At 35.9% G+C, this 26,478-nt stretch carries 21 protein-coding genes; 15 read left to right on the top strand and 6 right to left on the bottom strand.

The window, feature by feature from the left end; all coding sequences use genetic code 11:
* The 4 genes from ACN0U3_RS08920 (at nt 1) to radC (ending at nt 5,077) form a co-directional block, all read left to right on the top strand.
* Nucleotides 1–1,104: a toxin-antitoxin system YwqK family antitoxin gene (locus tag ACN0U3_RS08920; protein WP_417265932.1), complete on the top strand. Its 1,104-nt coding sequence runs from the start codon at nt 1–3 to the stop codon at nt 1,102–1,104.
* 23 nt (nt 1,105–1,127) lie between these two features.
* A complete protein-coding gene (locus tag ACN0U3_RS08915; RefSeq protein WP_299206014.1) occupies nt 1,128–1,892 on the top strand; it encodes an NYN domain-containing protein in 765 nt (254 codons plus the stop codon).
* Nucleotides 1,893–1,987: 95 nt separating this feature from the next.
* Nucleotides 1,988–4,255, top strand: a complete 2,268-nt coding sequence (locus ACN0U3_RS08910; protein WP_417265931.1) for an aconitate hydratase — start codon at nt 1,988–1,990, stop codon at nt 4,253–4,255.
* Nucleotides 4,256–4,384: 129 nt separating this feature from the next.
* The gene (radC, locus tag ACN0U3_RS08905) at nt 4,385–5,077 is read left to right on the top strand and encodes a RadC family protein (protein WP_299206010.1); all 693 of its coding nucleotides are present in this window, start codon (nt 4,385–4,387) and stop codon (nt 5,075–5,077) included.
* An 11-nt stretch (nt 5,078–5,088) separates the two neighbouring features.
* Here the strand turns inward: radC and ung are convergent, their stop codons facing one another.
* From ung to ACN0U3_RS08875, 6 genes are all read right to left on the bottom strand, one after another.
* The gene (ung, locus tag ACN0U3_RS08900; RefSeq protein WP_417265930.1) at nt 5,089–5,754 is read right to left on the bottom strand and encodes a uracil-DNA glycosylase; all 666 of its coding nucleotides are present in this window, start codon (nt 5,752–5,754) and stop codon (nt 5,089–5,091) included.
* Nucleotides 5,751–6,617, bottom strand: coding sequence for a diacylglycerol/lipid kinase family protein (locus ACN0U3_RS08895; protein ID WP_417265929.1), 867 nt, complete (start codon nt 6,615–6,617; stop codon nt 5,751–5,753). The genes ung and ACN0U3_RS08895 overlap by 4 nt, the downstream gene beginning before the upstream one ends.
* Nucleotides 6,614–8,494, bottom strand: a complete 1,881-nt coding sequence (locus ACN0U3_RS08890) for an LTA synthase family protein (protein WP_417265928.1) — start codon at nt 8,492–8,494, stop codon at nt 6,614–6,616. The genes ACN0U3_RS08895 and ACN0U3_RS08890 overlap by 4 nt, the downstream gene beginning before the upstream one ends.
* Nucleotides 8,495–8,587: 93 nt before the next feature.
* Nucleotides 8,588–11,680 (bottom strand): ATP-binding cassette domain-containing protein, encoded by a 3,093-nt coding sequence (locus ACN0U3_RS08885; RefSeq protein ID WP_417265927.1) that lies wholly within the window; start codon nt 11,678–11,680, stop codon nt 8,588–8,590.
* A 24-nt stretch (nt 11,681–11,704) separates the two neighbouring features.
* Nucleotides 11,705–12,136, bottom strand: a complete 432-nt coding sequence (locus tag ACN0U3_RS08880) for a hypothetical protein (protein WP_417265926.1) — start codon at nt 12,134–12,136, stop codon at nt 11,705–11,707.
* Between the two features lie 53 nt (nt 12,137–12,189).
* Entirely contained in the window at nt 12,190–13,101 is a 912-nt protein-coding gene (locus tag ACN0U3_RS08875) for a hypothetical protein (protein WP_299206001.1), read from the bottom strand.
* A 152-nt stretch (nt 13,102–13,253) separates the two neighbouring features.
* Between ACN0U3_RS08875 and hemB the strand changes: the two genes are divergently transcribed.
* The 11 genes from hemB to ACN0U3_RS08820 all read left to right on the top strand — a co-directional run bounded on the left by hemB (nt 13,254) and on the right by ACN0U3_RS08820 (nt 26,477).
* Nucleotides 13,254–14,228 (top strand): porphobilinogen synthase, encoded by a 975-nt coding sequence (gene hemB / locus ACN0U3_RS08870; protein ID WP_367182443.1) that lies wholly within the window; start codon nt 13,254–13,256, stop codon nt 14,226–14,228.
* 344 nt (nt 14,229–14,572) lie between these two features.
* Nucleotides 14,573–15,160, top strand: a complete 588-nt coding sequence (gene hisIE / locus ACN0U3_RS08865; RefSeq protein WP_417265925.1) for a bifunctional phosphoribosyl-AMP cyclohydrolase/phosphoribosyl-ATP diphosphatase HisIE — start codon at nt 14,573–14,575, stop codon at nt 15,158–15,160.
* Between the two features lie 58 nt (nt 15,161–15,218).
* Complete coding sequence (locus ACN0U3_RS08860; RefSeq protein WP_417265924.1) at nt 15,219–17,558, top strand: TonB-dependent receptor; 2,340 nt, start codon at nt 15,219–15,221, stop codon at nt 17,556–17,558.
* Between the two features lies 1 nt (nt 17,559).
* On the top strand, nt 17,560–18,357 hold the full coding sequence (locus ACN0U3_RS08855) for a DUF4249 domain-containing protein (RefSeq protein ID WP_417265923.1): 798 nt from the start codon (nt 17,560–17,562) through the stop codon (nt 18,355–18,357).
* A gap of 105 nt (nt 18,358–18,462) precedes the next feature.
* Nucleotides 18,463–20,790 carry a T9SS type A sorting domain-containing protein gene (locus ACN0U3_RS08850; RefSeq protein ID WP_417265922.1) on the top strand — a complete coding sequence of 776 codons (2,328 nt, stop codon included), beginning with the start codon at nt 18,463–18,465 and terminating at the stop codon, nt 20,788–20,790.
* A 99-nt stretch (nt 20,791–20,889) separates the two neighbouring features.
* A complete protein-coding gene (locus ACN0U3_RS08845) occupies nt 20,890–21,669 on the top strand; it encodes an MBL fold metallo-hydrolase (protein WP_417265921.1) in 780 nt (259 codons plus the stop codon).
* 123 nt (nt 21,670–21,792) lie between these two features.
* The gene (locus ACN0U3_RS08840; RefSeq protein WP_299205995.1) at nt 21,793–22,518 is read left to right on the top strand and encodes a hypothetical protein; all 726 of its coding nucleotides are present in this window, start codon (nt 21,793–21,795) and stop codon (nt 22,516–22,518) included.
* 153 nt (nt 22,519–22,671) lie between these two features.
* A complete protein-coding gene (locus tag ACN0U3_RS08835; RefSeq protein ID WP_417265920.1) occupies nt 22,672–23,136 on the top strand; it encodes an FKBP-type peptidyl-prolyl cis-trans isomerase in 465 nt (154 codons plus the stop codon).
* A gap of 213 nt (nt 23,137–23,349) precedes the next feature.
* On the top strand, nt 23,350–24,780 hold the full coding sequence (locus tag ACN0U3_RS08830) for a tetratricopeptide repeat protein (RefSeq protein WP_299205992.1): 1,431 nt from the start codon (nt 23,350–23,352) through the stop codon (nt 24,778–24,780).
* Entirely contained in the window at nt 24,767–25,582 is an 816-nt protein-coding gene (locus tag ACN0U3_RS08825; RefSeq protein ID WP_299205991.1) for a phosphosulfolactate synthase, read from the top strand. Before ACN0U3_RS08830 ends, ACN0U3_RS08825 begins: the two co-directional genes overlap by 14 nt.
* 1 nt (nt 25,583) lies before the next feature.
* A complete protein-coding gene (locus ACN0U3_RS08820; protein WP_417265919.1) occupies nt 25,584–26,477 on the top strand; it encodes a WD40 repeat domain-containing protein in 894 nt (297 codons plus the stop codon).
* Nucleotide 26,478: the final 1 nt, after the last annotated feature.

Raw genomic sequence — 26,478 nt, 5'->3', positions numbered from 1 at the left:
ATGATCAAAAGCATTCCTACAGTTCTACTTCTTTTATTTACGCCATTTTTATTTGGACAAATCAATAGTAATATTGGAAATGTAAGAAGTGGACCGTGTTTTCAAAAATCTGTAGATCGCATAGGAAAGAAGTATGTTGAATGGGAATGTGATGAATTTGATAATATAGTTGACTGTAACGAAAGTTTAGAGTCAGACCCTGGGAACAATCTCGTGTTAACCCGTTCAACAGGAAGTCCTTTTACTGGAGATTGCGAAACCTGTCACATGAATGGAATTCGTGAGCGTGTTGTGCATTTTGTGAATGGAAAAACAGATGGTATTGATACTACTTTTTACCAGTCAGGTTGTCCACAAGTGGTGCGTAACCATATCGAAGGTGTCGAAAATGGTACATGGACATATTATAATGATACCAGTGGATTAGTCGCATGGAGAATCAATTACTTTAATGGTGAGCAACATGGACAGTCAATTTTCTATCGTCAACATAAAACAGGTACAGAAAGGTTGAAAATCATGCTCGATGGAGTAGAGCGTTACATCGAGTATGCTACTTATGAAAACGATACCTTAAAGATTGAACAATACAACAATGGTTTGCTCGAGGGCACAAAGAAAGAATACTGGCCTGGATCAAAAATAAAGCGCGAGGTCAATTATAAGGAAGGTGTTTTTCACGGTGCTTTTATTGAGTACGACATTGAGGGGAATATACTTCAAGAACGCAATTATGATTTGGGACAAAAAGACGGAGATTGGAAGTATTATTACAATGATGGAAGTCTGCTAAAAACTGAAACATGGAAAAAAGGAATCAAAGACGGTGAATTTAAAACCTTTTACATTCAAGGCTTTATTCAAAGTCTTGAAACCTATAGAAAAGGACAGAAGCACGGAGCCTTTATGGAGCGTTTCCCAGATGATAAAATAAAAAGAGAAGCCATATATAAGCGTGATGTTTTAATAGAAGAACATGTATACGACAAATATGGAAATGAAATAAGAACTGTAGGCGAAGATCAACCTCATGAAAACTCGGAGGACGATGAAATTCCTACCACTAAATCAAAAAAATGGTGGCAGTTTTGGAAAAAGAAATAGCGCCAACAAATCAAAGAAAGTAAATGAATAAAGATTTAAATTTAGCGGTCTTAATTGACGGCGACAACATACCTAGCAAGTACATAAAAGAAATGATGGAAGAAATTGCCAAATATGGCACTCCATCGATCAAAAGAATATACGGAGATTGGACGAAGCCTCATTTGTCCAAATGGAAAAACATTTTGTTAGAAAATGCCATTCAACCCATTCAACAATACGGTTATACCCAAGGAAAAAACGCAACAGATTCAGCAATGATTATTGATGCGATGGATATTTTGTACAGTGGAAAAACAGATGGCTTTTGTATTGTATCATCAGATTCAGATTTCACAAGATTGGCTACACGTCTGCGTGAATCTAGTCAGTTTGTGATTGGAATTGGAGAACAAAAAACACCCGAGCCTTTTATCGTAGCTTGTGATAAGTTTATCTACCTCGAAATTTTGAAGTCAGAAGAAACGGACACAGAAGTAGACGAAAAGAAAGGAAAATCGAAAAAGAAACCAAAAGAAACAGTTCAGAAATTGACTCCACAAGTTATTCGTTTGATACGTCAAACCATATACGATTGTGCGGATGATGATGGATGGGCATTTTTAGGAGATGTAGGTTCATTGATCAATAAAAAGCAACCTAATTTCGACCCTAGAAACTTTGGCTTCTATAAACTTACACCATTGATGGATTCTATTGGTACAGTAAAGATTGAAGAACGTCAAGCACCCAATAGTCGATCGAAGCATATCTTCGTAAAAAACATTTCCACAAGTAAAAGCAAGTAGTTTAAGATAAAAGCCATCTACAGCTTGTTAATACAGGCTTAAATTGCTATATTCGCATTGCTTAAGAAAATTAAATTATTTAATAAAAATATATTATGGCCTTTGATATAGATATGATAAAAGCCGTTTATGAACGATACCCAGAACGTATCGCGGCGGCAAGAAAAGCAGTAAATAAACCGCTAACACTCTCTGAGAAAATTCTCTATACTCACTTGTGGGATGGAGCAGCAACTCAAGAGTTTAGTCGCGGAGGATCTTACGTTGATTTTGCTCCAGACAGAGTAGCAATGCAAGATGCAACTGCACAAATGGCTTTGTTGCAATTCATGCAAGCTGGTAAGGAAAAGGTAGCGGTACCTTCAACTGCACACGCAGACCACCTTATTCAGGCCAAATTGGGAGCAGACAAAGATTTACAAGAAAGTTTAAATAAGAACAACGAAGTTTTTAACTTCCTAAGTTCTGTTTGCAATAAATATGGTATTGGTTTCTGGAAGCCAGGAGCGGGTATCATTCACCAAGTAGTTTTAGAAAATTATGCTTTCCCTGGTGGAATGATGATTGGTACAGACTCACACACAGTTAATGCTGGTGGACTAGGAATGGTTGCTATTGGTGTTGGTGGTGCTGATGCTGTTGATGTGATGGCAGGAATGCCTTGGGAATTGAAATTCCCTAAACTAATTGGGGTTAAGTTAACAGGTGAGCTTAACGGATGGACAGCTTCTAAAGATGTGATTCTTAAAGTGGCTGGAATTCTTACCGTAAAAGGAGGAACTGGTTGTATCGTAGAATACTTCGGTGAAGGTGCTAAATCACTTTCAGCAACTGGAAAAGGAACAATCTGTAACATGGGAGCTGAGATTGGAGCAACAACTTCAACTTTCGGTTATGACGATTCTATGCGTCGCTACCTTAAAGCAACTGGACGTGAAAATGTTGTTGAACTAGCGGACCAAGTTGCTGAACACTTGACGGGTGACCCAGAAGTTTATGCTGAACCAGAAAAATACTTCGACCAAGTGATTGAAATTAACTTGAGCGAATTGATGCCGCATGTTAACGGACCATTTACTCCAGACTTAGCAACTCCAATCAACGAATTAGGAGAAAAAGCGAAAAAAGAAGGGTGGCCTTTAGATATCGAATGGGGATTAATTGGTTCTTGTACTAACTCTTCTTACGAAGATTTAACACGTGCAGCTTCTATCGCTAAACAAGCAGTAGATAAAAAGATTCCAAGAAAATCTGACTTTGGTATTAACCCAGGTTCTGAGCAAGTAAGATATACTGCTGAACGCGATGGTTTAATCAAAGTATTCGAAGATCTAGACGCAACAATCTTTACTAATGCATGTGGACCATGTATTGGTCAGTGGGATAGAGCAGGAGCAAGTAAACAAGAGAAAAATACTATTATTCACTCATTTAACAGAAACTTCTCGAAACGTGCAGATGGTAACCCAAATACGCATGCATTCGTAACTTCTCCTGAAATTGTTGCCGCAATGGCAATCGCTGGTCGTCTTGACTTTAATCCTTTAACGGATACGCTTACCAATGCAGATGGGGAAGAAGTAAAATTAGACCCACCTACTGGAGTAGAATTACCAGAAAGAGGATTTGATGTTGAAGATAATGGATATCAAGAACCTGCGAAAGATGGTAGTGGTATTGAAGTAGTGGTTGACCCTAAATCAGACCGTCTACAACTGTTAACTCCTTTTGCTCCATGGGATGGTAAGAATATCTCTGGAATGAAGTTGTTGATCAAAGCATTCGGAAAATGTACTACTGACCATATTTCTATGGCTGGACCTTGGTTACGTTACCGTGGACACTTAGACAACATTTCAAACAACTGTCTAATTGGTGCGGTTAACGCTTATAGTAAAGCGACTAACGAAGTAGTAAACCAATTGACTGGTGAAAAAGGTGAAGTTCCTGCAACTGCTCGTGCATACAAAGCAGCTGGCATTCCTTCAATCGTTGTGGGTGACCATAACTATGGTGAAGGTTCTTCTCGTGAACATGCTGCAATGGAACCACGTCACTTAGGTGTGATTGCGGTAATCGTTAAATCGTTTGCACGTATCCACGAAACAAACTTGAAAAAACAAGGTATGTTAGGCTTGACGTTTGCAAATGAAGCTGATTACGATAAAATTAAAGAAGATGATACTTTTAACTTCTTAGATTTAGATCAGTTTGCACCAGACAAGCAAATTACTTTAGAGGTAGTACATGCTGATGGTTCGAAAGAAGAAATCAAATTGAATCATACTTATAACGCTCAGCAAATCGATTGGTTTAGAGCAGGTAGTGCACTGAACTTGATTAGAGAAAAAGCGAATGCATAATTTTCTTTAAAGAAATCAAGCTTTAAAGCGATATAAAAGTGCTGTTCCAATTGGGGCAGCACTTTTTTGTTACATCTATTTGAAACTGTAATATATTTCACTAACTTAATATTCACTAAATCAAATATTATGTATAACACAACCACCACAATCAAGACTTGGGCTGAAGAAGACAGACCAAGAGAAAAACTACAAAACAAAGGAAGAGCAGCGCTAACCAATGCTGAATTACTGGCCATAGTTTTAGGTTCGGGAACCAAAAAAAAGTCAGCTGTTGAGTTGGCCAAAGAAATCCTTAACGCCAATAAAAACAATTTATACCATTTGGGAAAAATGAGTCAATCCGAATTGATGGATTTCTCAGGTGTTGGAGAAGCTAAAGCAATTAGCATCATGGCAGTGCTTGAATTAGGCCGTAGAAGAGCAGCTGCTGAAATCCCTCCTTCTCCGAAAATCAGCCAAGCCAAAGACGTCTATAATTTTGTGAAAGGAGATTTCCAAGATTTAGAACATGAAGAGTTTAGAGTACTGGGCTTATCGAGAAGTAATAAAGTATTAGGCAATAAACTAATCTCAAAAGGAGGAAGGTCCGGAACTGTGGCAGATGGAAAATTGATTTTTAAAGAATTATTGGACATGAAAGCTTCGTCTTGTATTTTACTTCACAATCATCCTTCTGGAAAACTTATGCCAAGTGCTCCAGATATTGACTTAACAAAAAGGTTTGTACAATTTGGAAAATTAATAGACTTACCTGTCTTGGATCATTTAATTATAGCAGATACAGGATATTATAGCTTTATCGAAAATGGTAAAATGTAACCTTAAGTGAATTACCAAAGAATTGTTTTTATACCGCTTTGAGCCAGTAATGTGTTGGTTTGACTAAAATGTTTATTTCCGAACCAATATCCTCTGTTTGCACTCAATGGAGAAGGATGTCCACTCGTTAAAATTGAATGTTTTTCGGAATCGATAAGTTTTGCTTTCTTTTTGGCAAATCCACCCCAAAGCAAGAAAATTACGCCTTCCTTTTCTCTAGAAATGGATCGAATGACTTCATCCGTAAACGTTTCCCATCCTTTTCCTTGGTGTGAACCCGCTTCATGGGCACGAACTGTCAATGTTGCATTCAACAGTAGCACTCCTTGTTTTGCCCAGTGTGCTAAATCTCCATGTTCAGGAATTGGACGACCAATATCTTGTTGTAATTCCTTGAAGATATTAATTAAAGAAGGAGGAGGAGGAACTGACGCATGTACTGAGAAACATAAACCATTGGCCTGATTTACGCCATGGTAAGGATCTTGTCCAATAATGACCACTTTTACATCCTCAAATGGTGTGAGGTTAAAGGCCGAAAAAACATTTTCCTTTTTGGGGTATACCACTTGTTGATCATATTCGGTCTTTAAAAATTCCAACAGTTGATTAAAGTAAGGCTTTTCAAGTTCAGGACTTAATACTTTTTTCCAAGAAGAGGCTAATTCAAACATCATACAAGTACAGATAATGATTTAGGATGGCAATTGAATTCTACAGTTAATTCTTTTAATGCTATTGGCTCGCCATCCATATGTCCAATATCATCAGTGACTTTAATTTGTGCATGTTTCGCTTTAATACAGGTCACATATTTTGAACAGTGCAATGTGCCTCTCATTGATGCAAACAATAATCCAATAAATCCAAACGTTTTTGGCATACGAACCATAACAATCTCGAATTGTCCATCTTTTGCATCGGATTGTGGAGAAATGTAAAATCCATTCCCAAATTGCGTCATGTTGGCTACACTGCAAAAGAATAAGTTAGAATATTCTTTTTCTCCATTAACAACAACGCTGACACCTTTATATTTTCTAAATTCTTTAAGCACTAAACGGGCATAGCTTGTCAGTCCTCTCGAATGATATTCATCAAACTTTTTTGCAATATAGGCGTCAAAACCAAAGCCAGAAACTCCGATGAACTGATGTCCATTCAAAGTAAGTGTATCTACAGTTTCTATTTGATGTGCATTGATACTTTTCAAAGCCGATTTTATCCTTCTGGGTAAACCCAAGTAGCGGGCGATTCCATTTCCTGATCCGGTAGGAAGAATGGCCAAAGCTGTATTTCGACCAATAAGTGATGTCCCGGCTTCATGCACAGAGCCATCGCCACCAACTACGCATACAATGTCTATTCCTTCATCTGCGGCCTCTTTGCTGATCTCCACTGCGTGTCCTCGGTGGGACGTATAAACAATGTCGTAAGTAAATTTGGAATGGTCCAAATGCTGTTTAATTAAACCAGGCAATACCTTCTTTTTACCTACTCCAGATATGGGATTGATAATAAAACGAATGCTTTTTTTCATTTGATTTTCATTGTGTTATGAATCAAATCATGGTTGTACCGTTGAATAATTCCTTTGACTTTGTCTTCCATTTCTTTTGTGAGCACAGGATAGTCAGCAATTGAATCGTGATACATCAAAGAATCTATTTTAAAGTTGTATAAACCTGTTGCTTCGTCTTGTAAAAAGTTGAGCATATAATCGCCTTCGAAATATAAATGTGAGTTTTCAATGTAATTAACAGAATAGGGGACTGCATCGGAAAAATATGAATTTCCGTATGAATAAACATCTTTAGAATATCCCACTAAATCCAGAACTGTTGGCATAATGTCGATGTGGTTAAACAGTTTACTTTCAACTTTTGGAGACAATTGTCCTTGCGGGTCATAGAAAGCTATAGGAATTTCATACATTCCTATACGTTGCGTAAATTTCATTGTTGTACCCGCAGGTGTATGATCTGCACAAATAATGAAAACGGTATTTTCATACCAAGGTTGTTTTTTCGCGACGTCAAAAAACATGCGAAGACTCATGTCTGCATATGCCACTGATTTTGCCATTGGATGTGGACCTTCTGGTAAGTTACCTCTATGCTCTTCTGGAACAAAATAGGGGTGATGTGATGATAAGGTGAATAAACTGGCCAAAAATGGTTCTTGTAACTCGTTTGTAATTGACTCCGCGGTCCAGGGCATAAAATATTCGTCTAAAACCCCCCAAGTAGCATCTGTATGCTCTTCATTGTTATACTCTTTGCGTCCAAAATAATGGTCAAAACCTAAATGCGCAGTAAATACATCGAACTTCATAGAGCCATTCGTTGCTCCATGGTAAAAAGCAGAGCTATAGCCTTTTTCTTTTAAGAGTTGAGGGAGAGAATTTATAGCATTTGTTCCATAATGAGAAGAGATGTAAGGATTGTCTAAAAGACTTGGAATTCCAGCAAAGATAGCCGGTACCGCTTCTATAGATTTTTTTCCATTGGCAAAGGCATTGTCAAAATAAAGTGAATGGTCCAACAATGAATCCAAAAAAGGAGTGTAGTTTTTACCATTCTTTTTCCCTAGCCATTCATTTCCAAAACTTTCCATGATTAATACCATCACGTTAACATTCTCTCTTAACTGATGGTTTTTAGAACCTTTGTGAATAGGATTGTATATTTTATCACTTCCTTCAGGGAAAAAGTTGACTTCTTTTAAGGACGCTTTGCCTAAGGTTTTTATTATAGACAAAGGAGTATTGGAAACCAAAGCGGTATTTTGCGGACTGGTTAACTGCGAAGCTGTCAACATATCTGCAGGGCGATAGCCTAATCCACCACGACCGACAATAAATAACAGCCCTGAAACAACAATAAAATTCAAAATGTTGAAATGAAGTTGAGCTGGAAGTTTTACGTCTACTTTGGTTTTGTTGTACAGCCAATTGCTAATAAAAATCAAAAAGACAAACAATAAAATAAGCCACCAAAAATCAGCAATAAAAGTAGTAAGCAGCTGATTGATATCATTTCCTGTAGATACCAAAGTGAATAAATCTGCAGTACTTCTCTTGGCCGTAAATTTATAGTATTCAACATCAATTAAATTAAAGGCAAGGATGGTGGTGTTGGTAATGTGAAAAATGATTTTTAAAAAAAGTTGATATCCTTTTGTTTGGTAAAAGGGGATAGGGAGCAAAGAGAATGCATAAAACGGGATAAAAAATATTCCTATGGTTATGGCATCCATCCATATTCCCGCCATTAGATCTGAAATTCCGACAGATTTAAAAGAGTAAAGGTTCGCGAGAAGAAAAACCAAACGCGTTAAAGTCATCATTAATAACGTGATCCCTAATCGCTTAAGAAGGCTTTTGTTTTTACGAATGAGTAAAGCGTTATTTTTCATTATTCATCATTAGTTCATTCCCATAGTTAAAACCCGAAAATACTAAAATACTGACGGAGAATGGCGAAATTACAGGAAATTTAACTTTGATTTTTAGCTTCGTTTAAATCTTTGTGCAAGTCTACCGAAAAACTCGATAAGATGCCTAAAGAAGTCAAAATAAAGGGTAATAGATAGAAAAATAGTCATCCCCCATAAAACGAGAAGGTTAGCATAGAAAGTAGGTAAGTACAATCCAAACAAGTTTTTCCCTGGTGCGTAAAAGTGTGTTTCTAAAAATCCTTTACCTCTAGGAATATTGTAAATAGGATCGGCTTTTTGTATTAATTTCCCCTCTTGGATAATAATCTTATCCAGATCATTCCTATTGGTGGCAAAATCAGAGAGTGATTCATTGAAATAATCTCTTTTTAACAATCGGTATTTTTCAATTCCAATCTCTTCAAGCTTTGCTGCGTGAAGATCCATGCTTTCATTGACCTCCTTCATATAAATGCTACGCAAGACTTTGAAGTAGTCAGACATGTTTCTATTAACTTCATGATCCCATTCGTTGTTTTGTAAAGCTTCAACACAACCTTTACACGTAAAATTCAAGCTAGGGTCATAAAGTTTTTCTTCCTTTTGAATTTCATGCAGCAATATCGCTTTTGCTTGATGAACCATAGCAGATTTACTTTCATCGTTTAGATAATTGTTCATCACATTTTGTTGATTCCTCAACTCAGGTAACCAATAATCTCTTTTCCAAGAGGCTTCACTGTTCAACTGATTAACAACATAAAAAGGAGCTTCATAAGCATTGTTTTTGTACTGCGTAACAGCCAATCCTTCATAAGCCCAGCGAGAAGCCATAATGTTACCAATCCAAGGAACACTATCCTCCTTTGAAAATAATGGATGTAATTTATCGAATTTTACGATTACCCCACTAAACAATAATTGAGGAATAATCATAATAGGGATGAGGATGTATATAACTTTTGCTGTATTAAATGTAGATGAAATATTTAGACCTAAAATATTAGCAAAACATGAAGTTGAAAAGAGGATTAAGAAGTACTCAACCCACATTCCTTTTATTTCTAGGATGAAATTTCCAAGCAATACAAACATGGCCGTTTGAATTGCAGAAATAATGAACATTATCGAAATTTTTGAAAACAAATAACTGGTCCTAGATAAGTTCAGAAATGATTCACGTTTGAGTATTTTCCTGTCCTTAATAATTTCTTCTGCGGCAACTGTTAGTCCTAAAAATAAGGCTACTACAACAGCAATAAATAAAAACTGTGGAATGTTCTCGCTGGCTTCAAATGTATAGTCTGAATCGAGGCTTGATGTTCCAAAATATTTTACAAAAAATGCAAGAATTAAAGCCAATGCTGGAGCTTCAACTGTATTTAATAAAATATATTGAGTATTGGTAAGTTTAGAAAGTACATCTCTTTTGAAGTAAACTTTAAATTGCTTCCAGCGGTTGGGAATCTTATTGTGAATATGAGGCTTACCAATTACACGATCAGTTTCGTCAGCTGGTCGCGCATTAATATAACGTTTGTTCCATTCTTGCGGTGAAATTTTTCGTTTTGGAGTAAGGTTTCCAAATTCATCTACCACTTTTGCTTCGATAATATTGAAAATCTGTTCGGGATTTACATTACCACAAGTCGGACATTCTCGTTCCTCACAATTGGCATGGTCAATTTCTGTTTTGAAATGAACCACACTATCTACTGAATTCCCATAAAATATTGGATAACCTCCTTGATCTAAAATCATGAGGCGGTCAAACATTTTAAATATATCCGATGAGGGCTGATGAATCACCACAAAAACTAACTTTCCTTTGAGGGCAAGTTCTTTTAAAAGATCCATTATGTTTTCTGAATCCCTTGAACTTAATCCAGAAGTAGGTTCGTCAACAAATAATACAGATGGTTCACGAATTAACTCTAAGGCTATGTTTAAACGTTTTCGCTGACCTCCAGAGATGGTTTTTTCCAGCGGACTTCCAACCTTTAGATCTTTACTGTCATAAAGCCCAATGGCCTTCAATAATGTGATGACTTTTTTTGAAATTTGTTTGTTAGTCAATTTACTGAAACACAATTGTGCGTTAAAGTAAAGGTTTTGATAAACAGTTAATTCTTCAATCAATAAGTCATCTTGAGAGATAAAACCAATAACTCCTTCAATTTCCTCTGGGTTTTTGTGAATGTCTATTCCATTAATGGTAACACTTCCTGAATAAGGTTTATAGTTTCCATTCAGAACATTTAATAAAGTTGATTTACCCGCACCAGACCCTCCCATGATTCCAATCAAGGCGCCATTGTTCTCCGCAAAACTCACATCGTGTAGACCTATTTTCTTATTGGGAAATCTAAATTCTAAATTTTCACATTTAAACAATAGATTTTCTTGTGATCCATCGCTAAGGAACCGCGATATTACATCAGAATAATAAACAGGATTCGTTTTTGAAGTACGTATAGATGAACCGGGGTTAAAAATATGCTGCCTTTCTGTGGCAACAACTTGACCGTTGAGGATAATTTGGTCACTACCTACATACCGCAGAAAGTATAAATTCACACTGTCAACCTTAATAATAGCAATCAAACCTTGAAGCCCTTCTAAAATGATTTGTTTTGCATAGGTCCAGCGATCCGATAGGGTAGGGATGACATATAGTATATTGTGAAAATCCAGAACTTTATCAGGATCAGCCTCTACAAAACTATAAAGCGCGTTGTATTCTTCTTGATTGATATTAAATGCCTCGCCAACAGTATTAACGAACTCAATCTCTTGCTCGTTAATCACTTCGTTGGTTTGAATAAATTCAATGATACGAACAAGAACAATGATTTTTTGTCTCTGGGTAAGTTCTTGGTTTATTTCAGAACAAATCCTTAAAATTTTTACTGAATTTACTGAAGTACGTTTCCGAACTCCATCTTTTTTTCTCTTTACCCCTTGGTGAATGTTTAAATAAGTGTCAAATTCTTCTAAATACTCTTCTACTAATCCAGAACTGAGTTCTTGACCTAAAAATAACTTTACGATTTTTCGACCACGTGAACTCGTGACAACGTCAGTGTCTTCAAGATCATTTATATCATCAACCCTTGCAATAATCGCAAAGAGTTGCATAAGAGCGCGAAGTATCCTTTCACTCATAGTTAGTAGTAATAAGTATCAATTTTATTTTAAAAAGCCAATCATCATGACAATACACCCTGTGATTTTCTTGTTGGTGTCTAGCTCTGTTTGGACCTTTACAGGAATAGAATTTTGCACTTTAAAATCCCAGTAAGGACTATTTAATTGGTCTTTGTTCGTAAATAAAATATTGTCCTCCATGTCTTTGATTGTAAAAATCGCATAATCATCTTTGATTCCAGCAGAAGCAGCAATCCTATAAACAGTATTTCCATACAAAGTAGTGTTGAATTCTGCTTTTTCATTGTCTAAAAATGCCGTGTAAACCTGTCCATCTGAAACAAATGAACGACCATCGTCTGAAGTCACTAAGTAGCTTTCAACTACTCTATAAATAGAATCGCAATCCTGTGCTTTGGTTGAGAAAACAGTAAAGGCTGCGAAAATTAATCCTAGAATAATTCCTTTTTTCATTATTGTGTTTTTATCAATGTTATAATTATAATTATTTATCTAAAATAGCTTGTTTATGCAATGATTTGAGCACGTATTGCAGCTACTTTTTCAATAATTTGTTCCGCTAATTCATCAGAAATTTCAATCTTCATTTTACTTTTGATTGTCGTTGTTTTGCGCGCTTTGTCTGTCTCTGATTCAACATACTCATAAGTCGTTTTTACCTCTTCAAATAAAGTGTTTAAATCTTTAAACAAAGCAATATACTCATCATTTTGACCGTTTGTGTTGTATTTGTCTAACAACTCTAAAATGGTTTCTAAAGATTGTTTCTGTTCACCAATTCGATTGATGATTTTCACCTCTTTACTTTGACTGTACAATTGTGTAGCGAAATGCATAGATTCTAACCATCCTCCAGTTAATATTAATGCTGAATTATTCTTTTGATCGTTTTCCTTCAAAAAGTTATCCGCTTTTCTAAATCCATCAGTAAGAATAACTAACATACTGTCTTCATCGTTGCTGTTTTGCTCAAATCGTTCAATAAAATTTTTATCAAACGCTCCTGCAATTCCAAGTTTGTTTGAAAGATCTTCAACAACACTTAGGTAGTTAAGCGACTTTGCACTTTGGTCATACAGCGTTACATAACCTAAGTCAGCACCATAAATCCCCAAGTTAATCGCTTGATCTGTAGCTGAATTATAGTTCTTCACTTTCTCCAGGTTATTCATTAAGACTTCATTAAATGGAATGTCTAAAGACTTTATTAATAATGCCGTTTGAACAGGAGAGGGAACTGAAAATAATTTCCCATCAAAAGTTGTGTTAAATGAACGGTTCGGATCTAATAGGTCTTGATCAACCATTTTCTCACCTTCCTTCTTAATTTGATTGTCTTCTGCGGTATCTACACAGCTACCAAGCACTAAAACTGACGATAACACCCCAGCAAAAATTAAAGTTTTTTGTATCTTCATTGTCGTAATTATTTATTCCTTAGGCTAAAATAGTAAAATATGATGGTCACAGTCCTAAAAAATTGACTTTTTACGTTAAAAATTTTTTGAGATGCTTATTTCTCCTAATTTTGCTACCCCAATTTGAGGGTTAATTTAAATGTCCTAAAATTATGATGTATCAACGTCCACGTAGAAATAGAAAGTCACCTGCAATTAGAAAGATGGTGCAAGAAACACAATTATCTGTGTCTCATTTGATTTATCCACTTTTTGTTACCCACAATAAAAAAGATAAGTCTCCAATCGTTTCAATGCCAGGTATTCATAGGTGGGGAATGGAAGATCTTCTTCAAGAAATCGAGGAGTGCTTAGCATTAGGAGTTGAAAACTTTGTGCTGTTCCCTGTTATTCCAGAAGAGAAGAAAAGTAAAAAAGGTGAGTACAGTTACGATGAAAACAATTTCTACTTAAAAGTCGCCCAAGAAATTAAAAAAAGATTTCCGGAAGCAAATTTAATGAGTGATGTTGCATTGGATCCATACAGTACAGATGGACATGATGGAATCGTTGAAAATGGTGTGATTCTAAATGATGAAACTTTGCCTATTTTGTCTCAAATGAGTTTGGCACAAGCTCAAGCAGGCTTTGATATTATCGGTCCTTCTGATATGATGGATGGTAGAATTGCCGCTATCCGAGAAATCCTAGATGTTCACAATTATACCAACACTAGCATTATGGCCTATAGTGCTAAATATGCTAGCGCTTTTTATGGACCTTTTAGAGACGCTCTAGATTCAGCACCAAAAGCAGGGGATAAGAAAACTTATCAAATGAATCCAGCCAATAAAAAAGAAGCCATTTTAGAAGCTGTATTAGATGTGGAAGAAGGAGCTGATTTCTTAATGGTTAAACCTGCACTTTCATACTTAGATGTTATTCATTCATTGAATGAGCACTTTACAGTTCCAATTACTGCGTATAACGTGTCTGGTGAATACGCCATGGTTAAGGCTGCGGCTATGAATGGTTGGCTGGATTATGATGCAACGGTTGAAGAAACTTTGTTGAGCATGAGAAGAGCAGGTGCTAGTGCTATTCTGACTTATCACGCGAAAGATTATGCTCAATCATTAAAAAAATGAACCGCTACGAACGAAAAGTACCATAGGTTCACATGAGAATAAAATTCTGTGACGATCAAAATAGTTGAATATTAGATGTTAGACGGTAGGCATTAGACTTTTTTGTCGAAGGTCTAACATCTGATTTTTCGTATTCATACTTATAGAAGCTAAAGCAAGACACAATAATCCCGAAGCCTATCGAGAGCATATTCCTATTGAACTATTTATTTTTTTGCTTTGATGTTAATACATTATTAATGTATCGTTTACACAAAATCTGGTAAGAGTTTATACTTTTTGATTAAATTTGTTTGAGTATTTTTTTAATGAAAATGCAATTCTAACAATTTGACTGATCGACTATGAAAGTAAACTTTGGTAATGATGATGGCGTTTTGCCAGTAATTGTTCAAGATGTGGATACTTATGATGTACTCATGTTTGCCCACATGAACGAAGAGGCTTACGATATCACTTTGGAGACTAAAAAAGTGACGTTTTATTCACCTTTGAAACAAAAGTTATGGACTAAAGGGAGGGAAGAAAATATCCTTCGTTTGCATACCATAGAATTAGATTGTAAAGGTGCAGTTCTACTGGTCAAGGCAGAACCTTTGTCTGAAATTTGTGAAAAAGGTACAATGACTTGTTGGGGAGATACTTTTTCTCATCAATTTGGAGTCATTGAACAGTTAGAGAAGAAAATCAATGACCGCAAAATCAACCCGAAAGAACATTCTTATATCTCTAGTTTGTTTGCTCGTGGAACAAATCATATTGCCGAAAAAACGGGGAAAGAAGCAATTGAACTAATTGTGAAATCTATTCAAAGTGATTCAGAAGAATTCCTTAAAGGAAGCGCTGATTTGTTGTTGCATTATCTTGTTCTGTTAAAATCAAAAGGCTTTACTTTAGATGATGTATTGCTTAAGCTTAAAGAAAAAAGATAAATAATATTGAACAATATTCACAACTACTTGTAGTATAATTATAAAAAAACACACATCAATGAAACAATTGAACTTCCTGACCCTCTTATTGTTTACTTTTTTATCCTTTTCAGCTTTTTCTCAAAATATAACCATCAGTGGAAACATCACTGATGCGAGAAATGGCGAAGATTTGTTTGGTGCATCGCTCATTGTTGCGGATATGTCAAATACAGGCGCTAGGTCAAATGTCTATGGATTCTATTCTTTATCTATCCCTGCAGGTGAACATACTTTAATCTACAGAAGTTCAGGTTATGAAGAACAACGCTTTGTAATTCAATTAACAAAAGATACTTTGATAAATATTGAATTGTCTTTATCAAAAGATGTTCAGGAGCTAGAAGAAGTTGAAGTAACCTCAAAACGTTCCAATAACAACATTACCTCTTCTCAAATGGAAGTGACTCGCTTGGATCCACAGTCGATTAAAACAATCCCGATTCTATTTGGTGAACAAGATGTAATGAAAACCTTGCAATTGACTCCCGGAATTAAAGGTGGGGGTGAAGGAAGTGCTGGGTTTTATGTTCGCGGTGGAGGAGCAGACCAAAACTTGATACTCTTAGATGAATCAACAGTTTATAACGCTTCTCACTTATTGGGTTTCTTCTCAGTATTTAACTCTGATGCCATCAAAGACGTTGCTTTGTATAAGTCTGGAATTCCCGCTGAATACGGAGGTCGTGCATCTTCTGTAATGGATGTTAGAATGCGAGATGGAAACAATAAGAAATTTGGCGCTTCTGGAGGAATAGGCTTGATTTCATCAAGATTAACTGTCGAAGGTCCAATTGTAAAAGACAAAGGGTCTTTTATAGTTTCTGGACGAAGAAGTTATGCGGATGTGTTTTTAGTATTTGCTAAAGAAGAAGAAATAAAAAATACAACATTGTTCTTTTATGATTTAAATGCAAAGGCCAATTATAAAATCGGAGATAAAGACCGTGTGTATATTTCTGGGTATTTCGGACGAGATAAATTTTCCTTAGACGATCAGTTTGGTTTTGATTGGGGGAATGCGACTGGAACAGTAAGATGGAATCATTTGTTTAATGATAAGCTTTTTGTGAATACTTCTTTTATTTATAGCGAATTCGACTATCGATTTACAATCGGTCAAGGAGAAGATGGTTTTGGAATTCGCTCAAAAATAAGGGACTTCAATTTGAAACAAGATTATAATTACTATATCAACAACAACAATAGTTTGAAGTTTGGTGTGAATGCGATTCACCATACTTTTCAGCCAGGATCTTTAGAAAGCGGGGTAAATGTTGGGTTTAATGAAATCAACTTGGACGATCGTCATGCGCTTGAAGTAGGAGCTTATGTTCAAAACGAACAAAAAGTTGGAAACCGATGGGCTTTCATGTATGGTTTGAGGTATTCTGGATTCAATTATATGGGAAAAGGTACTGCCTACGAATATGATGATAATGGGTTGATTACTGATGAAACCACCTACGGTTCATGGGAGTCGATTAAGTATTACCAAGGAATTGAACCACGATTCTCCGCAAGTTTTATCCTTAATGAAAGCAATTCGATAAAAGCAGGGTACAATAGGATATTCCAATACATTCATCAATTGTCAAATACTACAACCAGCAGTCCAACAGATGTTTGGGTGCCGACTTCCAATAATGTGAAACCTCAAATTGGGGATCAAGCAGCTTTAGGATATTATAAAAACTTTAAACAAGATGAGTATCAAGTTTCTGTAGAGACCTATTATAAATGGTTGCAAAATCAAATAGATTATAAGCCCAACGCAAACTTGTTGTTAAATGGTCAAATCGAAAGAGAATTAGTTTATGGGAAAGGACGTGCTTTTGGAGTAGAATTTCAAATTAAAAAAACAAAAGGGAAGTTAACAGGTTGGTTTAACTACACCCTTTCAAGAGCGTTGAGAACCTTTGAGGATATCGATGCAGGCGCTGAGTTTTCGGCACGACAAGATAGAATTCATGACTTGAATTTAGTGTTGACCTATGAAATCAATAAAAAGTTGGTCGTGAGTACAAGTTTTGTTTATTATACAGGTGATGCAGTGACATTTCCTAGTGCTTTGTATGAAATGGATGGATATGAAGTTGCTTACGTAGGAAAAAGAAATGGAAACCGACTTCCAGATTACCACCGTCTAGATTTGGGGTTAACATGGTACTTAAAAGAGCGTAAACATTTTGAACACAACTTAAGTTTTTCGATTTATAATGTTTACAACAGAGAAAATGCCTTTTCAGTTCGTTTTACGGATAGTTTTGAGGATAATCCTACAGGACAAACGCAAGCAGTTCAAACAGCATTGTTTAAAATAATTCCATCGATTACTTATAACTTTAAAATTAAATAAGATGAAAAAGCTATATTTCCTTTTTACAATCTCTTTTTTAGTGCTCATTTCTTCTTGTCAAAAAGTGATTGATTTAGAAGTCACCGATACAGAACCAAAATTGGTTATCGAAGCCAAATACGATGCTGTAAAAGAAGAGGTGTATGTCCGACTCTCAAAATCCATTAACGTCTTTTCGAATGATGGATATACAACACTAACCGGAGCATCGGTAGAAATTACGGATGGCGATGGAATCGTTACGCCATTAGTCGATCAAGCGGATGGAACTTATTTATTAGAAAACTATTCACCTACTTACAGTGCTGAGTATACTATGAAAGTTACTGTTGATGGTGAAACCTATGAGGCATCGGATGTATTACAACCTGTAGTTCCTTTAGACTCCTTGACAACAGAATTTCAGCCTCAAACGCCATTTTTTGACGCAGGGTATGTTGTTTACATGAATGTTACAGATCCAGTAGGGGACAATTACTACAGGGCCATTAAAAAAATCAATGGCGAATACAAAAGAGAGTTGGGAGATCAGTTTATGTTTGACGACGACTTTACCGAAGGAAATATTCAAAAAGTTCCATTGTTTTCAGAGTTATACCAAGTAGGTGATACAGTACAAATTGACTTGCTCTCCTACAGTGAAAAATCATACACCTATTTTAGCGAATTAAGAGCAATAGCTGGAGGAGGATCTTCTTCTGCAGCACCGGCAAACCCTACTTCTTATTGGTCTAAGGAATGTTTAGGACATTTTTCAGTCTTTGGGTATGACACTAAAGTAATCGTAATAGAGGAGTAGAAGTCTAGAAATTGTTAATAACTATTGGACAATACTTAATGTTTTGGTAACATGATTCAGCATAACTTATCATAGTTTTGCATTAATCATTTAAAATATAATATTATGAGAAAATTTTACTTATTAATGCTGTTGTTCATCTCGACAACAGTTATGGGGCAAACTCCAATCATTACCATGATTATGGATGGGGACTGTTCTGGAGGAACACCAAAGGTAGTTGAGTTATACGCCCAAGGAACAGTTGACTTTTCAAATTTCAGCTTAGAAAAAAGCTCTAATGGAGGTGCATGGGGAAACGCATTTGATTTATCACCTTTGGGAACAGTTACTGACGAATTTGTATACATCTATAAAGATGATCCATCTTTTGCAACTGAGTTTCCGAACGTAACAAATGCTTTCCCAACCACTTCATCTGCTGTGGATTTCAATGGAGATGACGCCATTCGTTTGATTATTACAGGTGTAGGGACTGTGGTTGACCAATATGGAGCAGATAATACTGACGGTACAGGAGAGCCTTGGGAGTATAAAGATGGATATGCGAAACGAATTGACAATACAACTCCTTCGGGAGCTTGGGTTGAAGCAGATTGGGATTTCTATAATGGTTCATTAGACGGAAATGGATTATGCCAAGGTGGTGCAGATTCTTATGAAACAATTTCCAATATAGGTTCGTTTGTTATTGCGTCAGGACCAACTTTAAGTGCTACACCAACAACAGTTTCAGGATTTTTACAATTTGTTGGAACACCTTCTGCTGAACAAACTGTCGATGTTTCTGGAATGGACTTAACAGCTGATGCAGTTATCACTGTTACATCAGGTGATTATGAAATCTCTTCAACTACAGGTTCTGGATTCGGTAATTCAGTTACACTTCCGTTTGGAACAGGAACTATTGCTCCAACGACTATTTACATTCGTTTGAATGGAACGGCTGCTGCTAACCCATCAAATGGTGAGTTGACAATTACTTCTACAGGAGCTACTGATGTAACTGTGGTTTTAGAAGGTGAAATTGCTTTACCAGCACCAACAATCACTGCTTCAGAAACTGCTATCTCAGGATTCTCTCATTTTGTAGGAACTCCTTCTGCAGCTGATTCTTTTATGGTTGAAGGGTTTAACTTAACGGATGATATTACAGTCTCAGTACCGACAAATTTCGAAGTTTCAGAAACACTCGGAGGTACTTATGGTGCTTCAGTTACATTAACTCAATCTGGAGGTGCTGTAGCTTCTACTAAAGTATATGTTCGTTTGAACGGTCCAGCTAAAAACCTTAATCAGGTAGGTGATGTGACTATTTCTTCAACAGGTGCTACTGACCAAACAATTGCATTAACAGGTGAAACTTTAGACTATACAGCATATTCAATTGGTGATGTTACAGGCGTAGATGCGGATGGTGTTGCTGATTCTGTAGATGTATATGTTATTTTAACAGGTGTTGTTCACTGTGGTGACTTCAGAGGAAATGGTTATGATATCGTTGTTATTGATGATAATAATGATGGAATTACTTTGTTCAACTTTGACGATTTACCAAACTACACAGCGCCAGTAGAAGGAGATAGCTTGGAAATTAAAGGTCAAATTGGTCAATTCAATGGATTGATTCAAGTGATTCCTAATGAAATTACTGTTTTAGCGCAAGGAGCTGCAACTCAAGCACCAACTTTAGTTACAACTCTAGATGAAACGACAGAAAGTCAATATGTTATGTTTGACACTCTTTACCTTGTAAACGGTGAAGCATTATGGCCTGACCACGGTAACATTGATGTTACTAATGGAGTAGATACTTTCTTGGTACGTGTACCTGGAAGTTCTCCAATGGCGAATACACCAACACCAGTTGGACCATTTAGCTTAACAGGATTAGGAAAACAATATGACAGTAGTTCACCATATGATTCAGGATACCAATTGTTCCCATGTGCAGCAGTTCAATTATGTAATTTAGTAGTAACAACAACAGTTTCAGAAGCGACAATCACTGCTGACCAAACTGGAGTTGATTACCAATGGATTAACTGTGCTGATAGTTCTGTAATAGCTGGTGAAACAGGAATGTCATTTACGGCTACTGAAACTGGAAGTTATGCAGTTATCTTAACAGATGGTGTTTGTCAAGACACTTCAGCATGCGTTTCTATCACTGTTGATACTTCAAGTCTTAATGATTTAGATTTCGCAGGTGTATCTGTTTACCCGAACCCAGTGAAAGAAGTATTAAATATTACGAATGAAAATGGTACACTTCAGTCAGTAGAAGTAGTTTCTGCAACTGGAAGTATCGTATATTCTTCAACTATTTCTTCTAGCAACTTCACTGTAAATACAGCACAACTAAACGCTGGTGTTTACTTTGTAAATGTTCGAACTGAAAATAGTGCAAAAACATTCAAAGTGATTAAATAATTCATTTCGATTAAATTTGGGAGGCCCCGGCAATTTTGTCGGGGCTTTTTTTTGTTTTTTTCTACTGTTAAACAGATATAGTTTATATTTTTGAAAGACATGAAAAATAAGCTTCAAGTTAAAGTATTAGGAACAGGAACCTCGCAGGGTGTTCCTGTGATAGGGTGTAAATGCAAGGTATGTACCTCACCAGACCCAAAAGATAAAAGGTTGAGAAGTTCAATTCTTTTCACTTGGAATGACGAAAACTTTGTAATTGATACAGGTCCAGACTTCAGGCAGCAAATGTTAAGAGAGGATGTGGATAGTTTACGTGCAGTATTGTACACACATGAACACAAAGATCATGTCGCAGGAATGGATGATGTTCGATCTTTTAATTTCCTAGAAAAAAGAAATATGGAACTCTTCTGCAACCATGCAGTTGCAGAAACTTTAAAGCGAGAATTTCACTATGCTTTTGGAGGCAACACTTATCCAGGTGTTCCTAGGGTAAATATCAATATTATAGAGAATCAACCATTTCAATTGCCTGACGGTCCAATGGTAACCCCAATTCTTTCGTATCACTATAAAATGCCTGTTTTTGGATACCGTATAGGAGACTTTGCCTACATGACAGATGTAAAAACCATTCCAGTAGAGGAATTGAATAAATTGAAAGGAGTAGAGGTACTTCTATTAGACTGTTTGAGAGAAGAACCACATATTTCTCACCTCAACTTAGAAGAAGCCTTAGACATCATTAACTTTTTGAAGCCCAAACAAAGCTATTTAACCCATATGTCCCATTATTTTGGTACGCATGAAGAAATTCAAAAAAAGTTGCCCCTTTCAGTCGCTCCAGCCTATGATGGATTGGTAATCGATATAGATTGATATTCATGTGAATACGATTAGGTTGAAGTTATTAACAATTAAATATGGAAATATTTGAAACATTTAGTGTGATAAGTCCGTAAGACTTGTTAACTTTAGTATAAATTAATAAACTATTTAATTATGAAAAAGATTATTTTGACAGGTTGTGTAGCTCTTTCTGCATTGTTTGCAGGAAGCTTAAATGCTCAAACGTATGCAGAAGTAGAGAAGGCTACAGACGCAACACCATTCTCTATTGAGGCCCTTGTTACAGGAGGAAATACTGGTATCAATTGGAATGCTCCTTCATTGCGTGCTCGTTATTTCGTTAGTGATAACATTGCCGCTCGTGTTCAATTATCATTAGGTGATGGTTCAGGTAGTGCAATGACTGAAAAAAATCGTTTTTACGAATTTAATGATGGAACAAAAGGAGGTGAAGGACTTCAGGAGATAAAAAGAGCTGCTGTTGCACTTCAATTAGGAGGTGAATACCACTTCTTAGGAACAAAAAAGCTAGATCCATACGCTGCTTTAGGTGTGAATTTCTCAATTGGTAAACAAAATGAAACTTGGGATATGTATGATGGAACTGGATACAATAGCGCGGTTACAAGTGAGCAATCAGGTGGATACTTTGGAATTGGTGCTCAGTTGGGTCTAGGTATGGATTTCTACTTTGTAGAAAATGTATATGTAGGTTTAGAATTAGGTGTTGCAGTACATGGTACAACACATAAGGATAGAGTAGGAGAAACTACTGTGACTTCTGGTGGAACTTCTACAACTTCAACTACTGAATTTGCTGGTTATAAAGATTCTTATGTAACTAACTTTGCGTCTTTACGCTTAGGATGGAGATTCTAATCATAGCGAACAATGGATATTAAAAACAGGGACAGCGAAAGTTGTCCCTGTTTTTTTTAGCACTTAAATTACTGGTGAAGCTGTTTGTTGAAATCATTTGTGATATTTAACACTATCTTCTCTTAAGTATTCACTATTTTTGAAGAAAAAAATATGAACATTCGATTTTCACTTTTAATGATTGGATTCCTGATAATGGGTTCGGCTTGTAAAAAGGAATTAAGTCCTGAAGAGCAACTTGAAAAAGACATTGAAATCATTAAAGAATATATCGCTGATCAAAACCTAACAGCCTTGGAAACGAGTTCTGGTTTGCATTATGTGATTAATGAATTAGGAACAGGTAATCATCCTTTATCTAACGATAATGTAACTGTTAGATATAAAGGATATACGACAAATGGAAATGTTTTTGACCAAAGCGATGCAGGTGGAGCTACTTTTAATTTGCAGCAAGTTATTAAAGGATGGACAGAAGGAATTCCGAAATTTAAAGAAGGAGGTAAAGGAATTTTGCTTATTCCTTCTAAATTAGGGTATGGTGAAAAGGGTGGAGGCTCCATTCCTCCAAATACAGTGCTGATTTTTGAGGTAGATCTTTTAACTATCGTTCAATAGTTTGAAAGTGTAAAGGCTTATAATAAGCAGAATGGTTTGCTTTTATGAGCAACTTTTCTATTAAATCACTATTCTTAATGAATTAATCCAATTTACTGAAGTTTAATTTAAACTTCAAAGAAAGTCGTATTAGTGTAATAAATACTCGAATTTTGCACCTGAGATTTCCTTTGTATAGGAGGAGATTGACAAAGAAATTTTTATCTTAGCATTATGTTTGAAGAAGAGAATGATGACGATTGGTTAAACCCCGATTTTAAGAGGCAGATAGCGCATTTTGAACAAATGTATGCACTCAATGAATACGTATATATCGATTCAGACGAGGTGGAATATATTCTTGATCATTTGATGATTTCAAACCAATTGAAAAAAGCAAAATGGGCAGCTGAAAAAGCGATAGAACATTTCCCAACGAATAGTACAATTATTACACGTTATGCACAGGTGTTGTCAATGACGGGTAAAATCAATGCTGCATTAAAACTCTTGCTGAACTTAGAGCGCATGGAGGCCAATAATCTTGATGTGCTTCTTTCAATTGCAACTTGTTATAGTCAGTTAAAAGATAACGATCAAGCCATAAAGTATTTCCGAAAAGCTTTTGACTCCGCTTCTGGAGAAGAAAAGGCTGAAATTGCGATTGATCTAGCGATGGAATATGAAAACAAAGACGATTATAAATCTGCAATTGAAATTCTAAGCAATGCAATTAAAGAAGGTAGTCTGAACGATCTATTGATTTATGAACTAGCACATTGCTATGAAAAAATCAATGACTATGATAATGCAATAAAATGTTTTCTAGAGTATATTGATGAAGAACCTTATTCCTATACCACATGGTATAATCTAGGAAATGCTTATTCTAAAATAGGCAAAACAGATCAAGCAATTTGGGCCTATGAATATGCGATTTTAATTGATGATGATTTTATACCTGCTATTTATAATTTAGCCAATGCTTATTTAGATGCCAATAAAATTGAGCTAGCATTAGAACACTATAATAAATGTTTAAAACTTGACCAAGATGATCCTATGGTTTATTGTTCAATGGGAGAGTGTTATGAAGAACTTGGTGAGCTTGAGAGAGCTTATGAAATGTACCATAAAAGCACAGCACTTTTACCACAATTAGCAGACGCTTGGTTAGGAAAAGGAATCATGAGTGATTTATTGGGAAAACATACCCGCGCTGTTCAGGAGTTATTAGTGGCTGTAGATTTAGAACCAACGAAATCAGATTATTGGCGTTCATTAGGTAATGCTTATGAAAGTAAAGAACAAAATGAACAGGCAATTGCTGCTTACGAAAAAGCCATTGAGTTAGACCCAAGAGATAAGGAGGCAATTATTGATTATCTGTCGTTTATTGCTGGAATATCTATGGATATGGTTTTTGAAGCAGTTGAAAAGAATAAGGAGTTGCGTGAAAACAATGTAACGAAAATGGTCCTTTGCTATTGTCATTGGATGATAGGAAATCAGTCTGAATCAATGTTCTTTTTTGATGAAGTCCTCGAAAATGATGCTAATTTAGCAAAAAGTTTATTTTTGCACTTTCCAGAAATGAATTCCGCATCTTATTTTATAGATCGGTTAGATGAATTTGATGAAAATATAGATAATGAAGAATTTTAGTTTACCATATATTCCAGAACGTGACCAAAAACCTCGTGAAAAAGGGTTAACCATGATGATGGATAAAGGCTTAAGTCTTTCCGAAGCAGCAAATTTTATAGAAGCAAATGAAGGTCTCACAGATATTGTGAAATTTGGGTTTGGTACTGCTTTCGTAACGAATCAATTAGAGGAAAAGATAAAACTTTATAAGAAACACAATATTCGTCCTTACTTTGGAGGAACTTTATTTGAAGCGTTTTATGCAAGAGGTATGTTTGAAGATTATCTGAGATTAATTGACAAATATGATCTTGACTTGGCAGAGATTTCTGATGGTTCCATTATTATCCCTCACGATGAAAAGTGTGAACTTATTCATACAATGGCCAAAAACACTACTGTTTTATCAGAAGTAGGTTCTAAAGATTCTGGAATTCTTATTTCTCCAAACAAATGGATTAAAATGATGAGTAATGAACTTGAGGCGGGTTCTTGGAAAGTCATTGCAGAAGGAAGAGAGAGTGGAAACGTTGGTGTTTTTAGACCGAATGGAACTGCGCATACCTTCTTGATCAATAAAATTATTGCTAAAATAGACCCCAACAGTATTCTTTGGGAAGCACCTAAAAAAAATCAACAAGTTTGGTTTATTAAACTATTTGGTGCTAATGTTAATTTAGGAAATATTGCTCCTAACGAAGTTATTCCGCTGGAATGTTTACGTATTGGATTGAGAGGTGATACTTTTTTTGAAAGTTTACCGACTGATATGGCGACACGTTTAAAGCAAGTAAATTCTGACGAGGACGAAGAGGAATAAGATGGAAACGAAAGAATCATTGAAATTATTGCATTCGATAAGTGGTCACAATGGGGCTATTTATGATGTGGTTTTTAATGATGGATTTCTTTATACGACAAGTGCAGATAAGTTCGTTGCTAAATGGGATGTATCCAAAGGAGAACAGACTAATTTTACGGTGCAACTTGAACGATCCGCGTATAATCTTGACTTTTCCCCAGTTTCTAATTTGCTGGCAATTGGTACCAACAATGGAGGTATTCATGTTATTGACACCGTAAAACGAGAAGAGGTGAGGTGGCTTGCTCAACATAAAGCGGCGGTATTCGCCTTGACGTATTGTCAACATACAGAACGTTTCTACTCTGGAGATAAAGATGGTGTTTTTTGCGCTTGGGATGCAAAAACCTTTGACCTTCTAATCACTTTACCCTTCAATTGTGGTAAGATAAGAGAGATTTCAACGAGTGAAGACGGCCTTCATATTGCTATTTGTGGTCAAGATGGCTACATTAGAATATTAGAAACAGGATTTTTTAATTTAATTAAAGAATTCAAAGCCCATAAAGAAGGTGCGAATTGTGCATTATTTGATGGCGATGTTCTTTATACTGGAGGAAAAGACGCACATATCAAAAAGTGGAATTGGAAGGAAAAAGAATTACTCTTAAGCATACCGGCTCATAATTATGCTGTTTATGATTTGATCTTCATCGATGGAAAACAAAAAATGGTTTCTGTTAGCTTCGATAAGAGTATAAAATTATGGAATGCCATGGATATTTCTATTATTGAAAGAGTCGAATTCAAAAATAAAGGTCACCGCCATACTGTGAATAGGATTGCGAAAATTTCAGAACAATCCTTTGCAACAATAGGAGATGACCGTAAGATTAAAATTTGGAGTCTATAAT

The organism is Brumimicrobium sp., assembly GCF_048268645.1.
Classification (GTDB): Bacteria; Bacteroidota; Bacteroidia; order Flavobacteriales_D; family Crocinitomicaceae; genus Brumimicrobium; species Brumimicrobium ulvae.
Note: the sequence above shows the minus strand (reverse complement) of the source record. Positions and strands in the feature narration are given on the sequence as shown.

Excerpts from the sequence above, each read along its gene's own strand:
- ACN0U3_RS08920 (WP_417265932.1), top strand. The coding sequence starts at position 1 with ATGATCAAAAGCATTCCTACAGTTCTACTTCTTTTATTTACGCCATTT.
- ACN0U3_RS08915 (WP_299206014.1), top strand. The coding sequence starts at position 1,128 with ATGAATAAAGATTTAAATTTAGCGGTCTTAATTGACGGCGACAACATA.
- ACN0U3_RS08910 (WP_417265931.1), top strand. The coding sequence starts at position 1,988 with ATGGCCTTTGATATAGATATGATAAAAGCCGTTTATGAACGATACCCA.
- radC (WP_299206010.1), top strand. The coding sequence starts at position 4,385 with ATGTATAACACAACCACCACAATCAAGACTTGGGCTGAAGAAGACAGA.
- ung (WP_417265930.1), bottom strand. The coding sequence starts at position 5,754 with ATGATGTTTGAATTAGCCTCTTCTTGGAAAAAAGTATTAAGTCCTGAA.
- ACN0U3_RS08895 (WP_417265929.1), bottom strand. The coding sequence starts at position 6,617 with ATGAAAAAAAGCATTCGTTTTATTATCAATCCCATATCTGGAGTAGGT.
- ACN0U3_RS08890 (WP_417265928.1), bottom strand. The coding sequence starts at position 8,494 with ATGAAAAATAACGCTTTACTCATTCGTAAAAACAAAAGCCTTCTTAAG.
- ACN0U3_RS08885 (WP_417265927.1), bottom strand. The coding sequence starts at position 11,680 with ATGAGTGAAAGGATACTTCGCGCTCTTATGCAACTCTTTGCGATTATT.
- ACN0U3_RS08880 (WP_417265926.1), bottom strand. The coding sequence starts at position 12,136 with ATGAAAAAAGGAATTATTCTAGGATTAATTTTCGCAGCCTTTACTGTT.
- ACN0U3_RS08875 (WP_299206001.1), bottom strand. The coding sequence starts at position 13,101 with ATGAAGATACAAAAAACTTTAATTTTTGCTGGGGTGTTATCGTCAGTT.
- hemB (WP_367182443.1), top strand. The coding sequence starts at position 13,254 with ATGATGTATCAACGTCCACGTAGAAATAGAAAGTCACCTGCAATTAGA.
- hisIE (WP_417265925.1), top strand. The coding sequence starts at position 14,573 with ATGAAAGTAAACTTTGGTAATGATGATGGCGTTTTGCCAGTAATTGTT.
- ACN0U3_RS08860 (WP_417265924.1), top strand. The coding sequence starts at position 15,219 with ATGAAACAATTGAACTTCCTGACCCTCTTATTGTTTACTTTTTTATCC.
- ACN0U3_RS08855 (WP_417265923.1), top strand. The coding sequence starts at position 17,560 with ATGAAAAAGCTATATTTCCTTTTTACAATCTCTTTTTTAGTGCTCATT.
- ACN0U3_RS08850 (WP_417265922.1), top strand. The coding sequence starts at position 18,463 with ATGAGAAAATTTTACTTATTAATGCTGTTGTTCATCTCGACAACAGTT.
- ACN0U3_RS08845 (WP_417265921.1), top strand. The coding sequence starts at position 20,890 with ATGAAAAATAAGCTTCAAGTTAAAGTATTAGGAACAGGAACCTCGCAG.
- ACN0U3_RS08840 (WP_299205995.1), top strand. The coding sequence starts at position 21,793 with ATGAAAAAGATTATTTTGACAGGTTGTGTAGCTCTTTCTGCATTGTTT.
- ACN0U3_RS08835 (WP_417265920.1), top strand. The coding sequence starts at position 22,672 with ATGAACATTCGATTTTCACTTTTAATGATTGGATTCCTGATAATGGGT.
- ACN0U3_RS08830 (WP_299205992.1), top strand. The coding sequence starts at position 23,350 with ATGTTTGAAGAAGAGAATGATGACGATTGGTTAAACCCCGATTTTAAG.
- ACN0U3_RS08825 (WP_299205991.1), top strand. The coding sequence starts at position 24,767 with ATGAAGAATTTTAGTTTACCATATATTCCAGAACGTGACCAAAAACCT.
- ACN0U3_RS08820 (WP_417265919.1), top strand. The coding sequence starts at position 25,584 with ATGGAAACGAAAGAATCATTGAAATTATTGCATTCGATAAGTGGTCAC.